The sequence below is a fragment of the Nocardiopsis lucentensis DSM 44048 genome, from assembly GCF_000341125.1.
GTDB classification, from domain to species: domain Bacteria; phylum Actinomycetota; class Actinomycetes; order Streptosporangiales; family Streptosporangiaceae; genus Nocardiopsis; species Nocardiopsis lucentensis.
The window spans coordinates 1-7,102 of record NZ_ANBC01000582.1 but is presented as its reverse complement, the minus strand read 5'-3'; the positions used below and the strand labels follow the sequence as shown (position 1 = coordinate 7,102).

Sequence of the window (7,102 nt, the reverse complement as noted above, 5' to 3'; positions counted from 1 at the left end):
AGGATGCCCGCCCCGCCGCGAAGCGGCCCTCGGGCGGTGGCGGGCGACGGGTGGGCCGAAGCGAGGCGGCAGGCCCGAAGCGACACGTCCTAGCGGACCCAGTCCTCACCCAGTCGGGCGAAGTCCGGAGCCGCGGCGGTCCGGAACACACCGTTCACCGGCAGGGTGCTCTCCGCGAAGAACTCGACGCCGTGGGCGCCCGCGGCGGACAGCTCGCCCAGGGAGTCACTGTTGACCTGCTCCAACGTGTCCTCGGCCGTGTGGTAGTACGGGTCGAAGGTCTCCCCGGCCGTACCGCCGTACCACTCCACCTGCTCCTCGGTCTTGACACCGTCGGCGCCGCTGAACAGGCCGCCGATCGGGACGCCGGCGAGGGCGAAGGCCCGGTAGTCGGTGCGCCCGCTCAGCACACCGGGCTCGCTGACCTGGTCCTGGGAGTCGAAGTACTCCTCGAAGACCTGGGCGATCGCCCCCGAACCGGACGGCGCGGGTTCGGAGTCGGCCAGCGCACCGCCGCCGTCCAGGACGAAGCGGGCGTAGTTGCTGGAGCCGATCATGTCGAAGTTGAGGTAGAGCGCGACGTCGTCGAGCTCGCTCTCGCTCAACCCCTCCACGTACCGGGTCGAGCCGATCAGGCCGCTCTCCTCGGTGCCCCAGAAGGCGAAGCGCACCTTGTTGTTGGTCGGTGCCTGCTCGGCGAGCTGGATGGCGGTCTCCAGGACGAACGCCGTGCCGCTGCCGTTGTCGTTGATCCCCGGGCCCTCCTCGACGCTGTCGAGGTGGCCGCCCACGACCACGACGTTGTCGTCGCGTCCGTGCCGGGTCTCCGCCAGGATGTTGAAGGACTCCCGGGTCTGGACGGTCGAATCGACCATCACCCGCAGCTCCAGGGCGTCCCCGGCGGCCAGCAGGTCGGCGCCCGCGGTACCGGACACCCCGAGGACCGGGATCTGCGACGGTTCACTGACGGTGCCCGCGAAGATTTCGTCGGAGCTGTTGATCACCAGGGCCGCGGAGGCGCCCGCGTCGGCCGCGTTCTGGGTCTTCTGGGCGAAGGAGCAGCCGCCGCGCATGGTCACCGCGACGGCGCCCGCCGGGAAGCCCGCGAAGTCGTCGGCGGTGCACCCGCTGTCCGCGCCGTCGATGTCCACCTGGACGCCGGGGGCGGTCACGTCGCCCGCCGCGGAGTAGCTCATGGTGAGGTAGTCGGTCCCGCTCGCCAGGTCGACCTGCTCGGGGGCGGTCTGGCTGAGGACGGCCTCGGAGTTCTCCTCCCAGGCGGTGTACTCGTAGGTGTCGCGGTAGGGCTCGTACCCGGCACGCTCCAGCTGGTCCTCGACGTACAGCGCGGCGACGTCGTAGCCGGCTGTCCCCGAGGCGCGGTTGCCGCCGTTGTAGTGGGCGATGGTGGCGAGGTTCTCCAGGTGCTGCTCGATCGCCTCGGCGGTCACCGCCTCCGACAGCGAGTCGCCCGCGTGGTCGGGGATGCGGGCGTGATCGGGCGGGCCCGGCTCGCCGCCGGGGGCGGCGTGGGCCGGTGCTCCGGCCGCGAGGGTTCCGGCGGCCATCAGCACGGCCATGAGACCGGCCGTCGCCGTACGCCGTGCCGTGGGGGAGGGGGAGTCCCCTCGGCGCTGTCGTCGAACGCGGTCATGGGTCGGTCGCAACGAGCCTCCTCCGTCGTACGGGGCCGTCACACCGCGGGCGCGGGGACGGGGGTACCCGTGGTGGGTGTAGCGACCGGTGCAGCCTGTCATCGGACGGAGGCACGGGGCAAGGACTGATGGGGGAAATTGCCACAATCAGCCACAGGTCTTACGTATGGGTGATCGCTGTGGTTGGATAGACGGCTCGATCCGAGCAGAACGTCTGCCTCGAGCGCGGTTCCGTCGCTCCGTGTTCAGCCGTCGGCGTCGCGCTGGTGCTTGCGTCGCTTGTACTTGACGTCCACGCCGCCCATGACGGCGATGCCGCGAACGTGCACGATCGGCGCGCCGGNNNGGCGCTCCCCGCGCCCGCCGCCGAACCCGCCCATGATCGGCAGGCCGTGCACCCGCACCTCGATGTCGTCGGGCGCGACGATGTCGATGCCGCCCATGACGCACCCCGTCCAGATAGTGGTCTCGTGCTGGGTGAACCGTGCCTCGCGCAGGTCGAGGTCGATCCCGCCCATGCAGGTCGCGGCGACGAAGTGGTTCGGGACCACCCAGCTCCCGGAGCGGTCGGCGCCGCCCATGACCGCGATCGCCACACGGCTGGTGGGCGCGGCCTGGGTGACGCGCCGGGTGCCGTGCAGAGCCTGGGGGGAGGCGGGGACGCTGGGCGTCGCGGGGGCGGTGTCCGCGCTGGGCACGGGCAGGTCCTCGGTGATGGGGACGAGTTCACCGAGAGTCTTGGCTCGGTAGACCGCCTCCAGGCGTTCGCCGTGCTCTTCGGTGTCGAGACGGCCCTCGGCGAGGGCCTCGCGGAGTCGGTGCGCGACGGCGTCACGGTCGGCGTCGGAGGCGCGCATCCTGCCTTCGTCCGAGGGGGTGATCTCGTTCATCTGCTCCACCATAGTTCGATTGTCGAGCCGGCGAAGGCTCCGCCGCATCGGGGACGATCCCTGACCCTCCCCTGATCCGGTGCGCTCACGCGCCGGGAAGTAGACCGCGTCGGATGGCCTGACTGACGGCCGCGGTGCGGTCGGCCACCCCCAGTTTGTCGTAGACGCGCATCAGATGCGTCTTGACCGTGGTCGCGCTGATGTGCAGGGCCCGGCCGATCTCGGCGTTGGTGCGTCCGTCGGCGGCCAGACGCAGGACCTCCGTCTCCCGCGGCGACAGCGCGGGCGTCTCGGTGCGCNNNGGCCCCCCGCCACCAGACGGCCCGTGATCGCGGCGGCGAACACCGTCTCGCCTCGGGCAGCCGCGCGCACGGCCTCGGCCAACTCCGCCCGGGGCGTGTCCTTGAGCAGGTATCCGGTGGCCCCGGCCTCCACCGCGCGCAGGATGTCGGTGTCGGTGTCGTAGGTGGTGAGCACGAGGACGTGGCAGTCGGGATGCTCGGAGCGGATGCGCTCGGTGGCCGCCACCCCGTCACCGCCGGGCATGCGCAGGTCCATGAGGACCACGTCGGGGGTGAGCGCGGCGGCCCGGGCCACCGCTTCGGGGCCGCTGGCGGCGTCACCGACGATCTCCAGGTCGGCCTCGGCGCCGAGCATCCCCCGGATGCCCTCCCGGACCACGGGGTGGTCGTCGACCAGCAGGACGCGGACCTTCACGGCACGGCCCTCCTCTCACAGGCGGAGTCGGGTGCCGCAGGGGCGGCCGGGTCCCCCGGTTCCGGATCCAGCGGAAGGAGTAGGCGCACGGTCGTGCCCGTGCCCGCCGCGCTCGCGACGTGGACCCGACCGCCGAGTGCCTCCGCCCGGGCGCGCATCCCGGGCAGGCCGTGTCCGCGCGAGTCGGGGAGCGGGGTGAAGCCCCGCCCGTCGTCGGTCACGGACAGCTCCACCGACTCCGGGGCGAAACCGAGCGTCACGCCGATCCGCCCGGCTCGGGCGTGCCTGCGGACGTTGGCCAGCGCCTCCTGAGCCGTGCGCAGCAGGCACACCTGGTGGGCGCCGGGCAGGAAGACGGGATCGCCGTTCACGCTCAGCCGCGCGGTGACGCCCAACTCGCGGCCGAACCGCTCTGTGAGGCGGGACAGCGCCGCCTCCAGGGTCTCGTTCTCCAACTGGACCGGTTGACGGGCGGCCACGATGGCGCGCGCCTCGGCGAGGTTCTCGGTGGCCGTCTCGCGCATGAGCGCCAGGTGCCGCCGCGCCAGGTCGGGGTCGGTCTCCAGCTCCGACTCGACCGCCTGGCTGAGCGCGATGATGCTCGTCAGCCCCTGGGCGAGCGTGTCGTGCAGCTCACGGGCCAGTCGTTCGCGCTCGGCGAGGGCACCCGCCTCCTCGGACAGGCGGGTGCTTTCCTCCCGGCTGGTGCGCAGCGCCGCGATGAGGTCGGCGCGCTCGTGGCTCTGCACGATCACCCGTTCGAACCAGCGGGCGAACCACAGCGAGAAGAACAGGATGACCAGGAAGATGAGCAGCTCCGGTGCCGCTGCCTCCCAAGGGAGGGAGCCGGAGACGAGTCGGAACAGGATCGGACCGAACAGGAGCGCGGCGGCGGTCGCCGTGCCCAGCCACGCGCCGCCGGTCATGAAGACGAGCGGCGAGACGGAGAACATGGCGAAGGTGGCCGTCGGGGTGAGGACGAGGGCCGGGACCATCAGCGCGACCAGACCGGCCAGGAACGGGATCGTGTGCGGGCTGCCGTGGAACTCCTGCGGGCGCAGCAGACGGCGCCCGAGGAGGAGGTACCAGACGACCACACCGCCGAGGAGTGCGGCCGTGACCCAACCCCGCCAGCCGTCGCCGGTCATGACCGCGATCACGGCGATCACCGCCGTCGACCCCGTGAAGTAGGTGCCCCAGGCCCGGTCCACGTGCCAGGCGTGGTCGTCCTCCCGTTCCTCCGTCATCGCCGCCTAGCCGTCCTTCCCCGTCTTCCAACGGAACGTGGCCAGCGTCAGGGCGAGGCCGACCACACACCACACTCCCAGAACGGCGCCCGCCGTCGTCAGGTCCCAGGACCCGCCCGGCTCCAGTGCCGCCGCCTCCGCCGGGTAGAAGGCGGCGCGCATACCCTGCGCCATCCACTTCAGGGGGAACAGTGAGGCCACGTTCACCAGCCAGTCGGGGAGCACCATCAGCGGAACGAACACACCCGAGGTGAACTGCAACGCCAGGAAGGGGACGATCACGATGGCGGAGGCGCTCTTGGCGCTGCGGGCCAGCGAACTGAACGCGATCCCCAGCAGGGAGCAGGCGATCGTGCCGAGGACGAACACCCAGGCCATCGTGGCCCACGCCTTCGGACCAGCGGGAAGGTCGGCGCCGTACACCCCGACCGCGATCGCCAGCAGGACCGCGACCTGGCCCAGCGCCAGCACGAACACCAGTGCGGTCTTGCCGACGAAGTAGGCCGACGGGGGCATCGGCGTGCCGCGCAGCCGTCGCAGGGTTCCGTTGTCGCGCTCCAGGGTGATCGCGATGGCCAGGTTCTGGAAGCTGACCGACATCAGGCCCATCGCGATCAGACCGGGGAGGTAGAAGTCGGCCGCGGGTATCTCCGTCCCGGTGGCGCCGTCGAAGATCGTCCCGAACAACAGCAGGATGAGGGCGGGGAGCGCGAACGTGAACGCCACGCTCTCCCAGTGCCGGGTGAACTCGCGCACCTCCAGCCAGGCCCGGGACAGTCCGATCCGCAGCGGACCGGGCAGCGGGCGTTCCCCGGTGGTCATCGTGGTCACGCCGGTACCTCCGTCGGCTCTGTGGTGGGTGTGTCGGCACCGATCAGCCCGAGGTAGGTCTCCTCCAGAGTGGGGCGGTGCACGGTCAGTCCCGGGATCTCCCCGGTGTGGGTCTCCATCAGGTCCCGCACCACCCGGGTCGGTTCGTCGGTCCGAACGTCGCGCCGCTCGCCGTTCTCGTCCAGCCAGGTGACGACGGTCCGCGCACGGGACCGCCCGCCCAGCGAGGCCGGGGTGCCCTCGGAGCGGATCCGACCCTCGGTGATCACGCACACCCGGTCGGCCAGCGCCTCGGCCTCCTCCAGGTAGTGGGTGGTCAGCACGATGGTGGTGCCGTCCTCGGCCAGGCCCCGGACCATCCGCCAGAAGTCGCGGCGCGCTCCGGGGTCGAAGCCGGTGGTGGGCTCGTCGAGGAAGAGGACCTCGGGGCGGCCCACGATGCCCAGGGCCACGTCCAGGCGTCGCCGCTGGCCACCGGACAGTGCGGCCACGAGGGCGTCGGACCGCTCGGCCAGCCCGGTCAGGGCGAGCACCTCGTCCATGTCGCGCGACCGGGGGTAGTACCCGGCGAAGTGCCGGACCACCGCCGAGACGGTCAGTTGGGGGACCTCGGTCTCGTTCTGCCACACGACGCCGACGCGCGAGCGCCACCGGCGTGTCGCCTGGCCCGGGTCGGCGCCCAGCACGCGTACCGTTCCCGCGTCGCGGGTCCGGAAGCCGGTGAGGATCTCCGTGGTGGTGGACTTGCCCGCGCCGTTCGGGCCGAGCAGGGCGAACACCTCGCCACGGGCGATGGTCAGGTCGAGGCCGTCGACGGCCGGGCGGCCGCCGTACTCCTTGCGTAGTCCGCGTACCTCGACGACGGGTCCGCGGTGTTCGGTCTCCATACCCCGATCCTGGCGCGNCGGCCGGTGTCCTCCGAACGGAGGACACCGGCCGCGGAGGGGCTCAGAACAGGCGGAGGGTGTCCGGCTCGATCCCGCGCAGCTCGTCGTAGTCGAGCACCACGCACGAGATCCCGCGGTCCTCGGCGAGCACACGCGCCTGCGGCTTGATCTCCTGGGCGGCGAACACGCCGCGCACGGGGGCCAGTTGCGGGTCCCGGTTGAGCAGCTCCAGGTAGCGGGTCAGCTGCTCGACGCCGTCGATGTCGCCGCGCCGCTTCAGCTCCACGGCCACGGTCGCGCTCCGCCCGTCACGGCACAGGATGTCGACCGGGCCGATCGCGGTGGGGTACTCGCGGCGGATCAGCGTGTAGCCGTCGCCGAGCGTGGTGATGTGTTCGGCGAGCAGCTCCTGGAGGTGCGCCTCGACGCCGTCCTTCTGGAGCCCGGGGTCCTTGCCGAGTTCGTGTGAGGTGTCGTGCATGACCTCTTCGACGGTCAGCACGAGCTTCTCACCGGACTTGCTGTGCGTGACCGTCCAGACGTCGGGTCCGTCGGCGACGGTCTCCTCACGGAGCTTGCACGGCGGGTTCATCCAGTTGAGCGGCTTGAACGCGCGGTCGTCGGCATGGATGGACACGCTCCCGTCCGCCTTGATGAGGATCAGGCGGGGAGCCATGGGCAGGTGGGCGGTGAGTCGGCCGACGTAGTCGACGCTGCACCGGGCGATGACGAGACGCACGGCGGCCACGTTACCGCCTTCCGTGAAGCCCACGGGCCGGAAGTCGGGTGACACCGTCCACGCTGGTGCCACCCGGTGGGTTACTGGAGAGTAACCTAGGGCTGGCGGCCCCGCCCCGAACCCCGACCGTGTGCCT

At 71.6% G+C, this 7,102-nt stretch carries 6 protein-coding genes and 1 pseudogene; all 7 read right to left on the bottom strand.

Annotated elements, in window-relative coordinates; translation table 11 throughout:
• Positions 1 to 89: 89 nt before the first annotated feature.
• The 7 genes and pseudogenes from D471_RS0120440 to nucS all read right to left on the bottom strand — a co-directional run bounded on the left by D471_RS0120440 (position 90) and on the right by nucS (position 6,966).
• Positions 90 to 1,580 carry a M20/M25/M40 family metallo-hydrolase gene (locus tag D471_RS0120440; protein ID WP_017600342.1) on the bottom strand — a complete coding sequence of 497 codons (1,491 nt, stop codon included), beginning with the start codon at positions 1,578 to 1,580 and terminating at the stop codon, positions 90 to 92.
• 320 nt (positions 1,581 to 1,900) lie between these two features.
• A complete protein-coding gene (locus tag D471_RS0120435; RefSeq protein WP_017600341.1) occupies positions 1,901 to 2,557 on the bottom strand; it encodes a DUF1707 SHOCT-like domain-containing protein in 657 nt (218 codons plus the stop codon).
• Between the two features lie 73 nt (positions 2,558 to 2,630).
• Positions 2,631 to 3,202 (bottom strand): annotated as a pseudogene (locus D471_RS35335) (response regulator).
• A gap of 56 nt (positions 3,203 to 3,258) precedes the next feature.
• Positions 3,259 to 4,509, bottom strand: coding sequence for a sensor histidine kinase (locus D471_RS35330; protein ID WP_017600340.1), 1,251 nt, complete (start codon positions 4,507 to 4,509; stop codon positions 3,259 to 3,261).
• 6 nt (positions 4,510 to 4,515) lie between these two features.
• The gene (locus tag D471_RS0120420; protein ID WP_051059229.1) at positions 4,516 to 5,331 is read right to left on the bottom strand and encodes an ABC transporter permease; all 816 of its coding nucleotides are present in this window, start codon (positions 5,329 to 5,331) and stop codon (positions 4,516 to 4,518) included.
• 5 nt (positions 5,332 to 5,336) lie between these two features.
• Positions 5,337 to 6,227, bottom strand: a complete 891-nt coding sequence (locus D471_RS0120415; RefSeq protein ID WP_017600338.1) for an ABC transporter ATP-binding protein — start codon at positions 6,225 to 6,227, stop codon at positions 5,337 to 5,339.
• 61 nt (positions 6,228 to 6,288) lie between these two features.
• Positions 6,289 to 6,966 carry an endonuclease NucS gene (gene nucS / locus D471_RS0120410; protein WP_026127907.1) on the bottom strand — a complete coding sequence of 226 codons (678 nt, stop codon included), beginning with the start codon at positions 6,964 to 6,966 and terminating at the stop codon, positions 6,289 to 6,291.
• Positions 6,967 to 7,102: the final 136 nt, after the last annotated feature.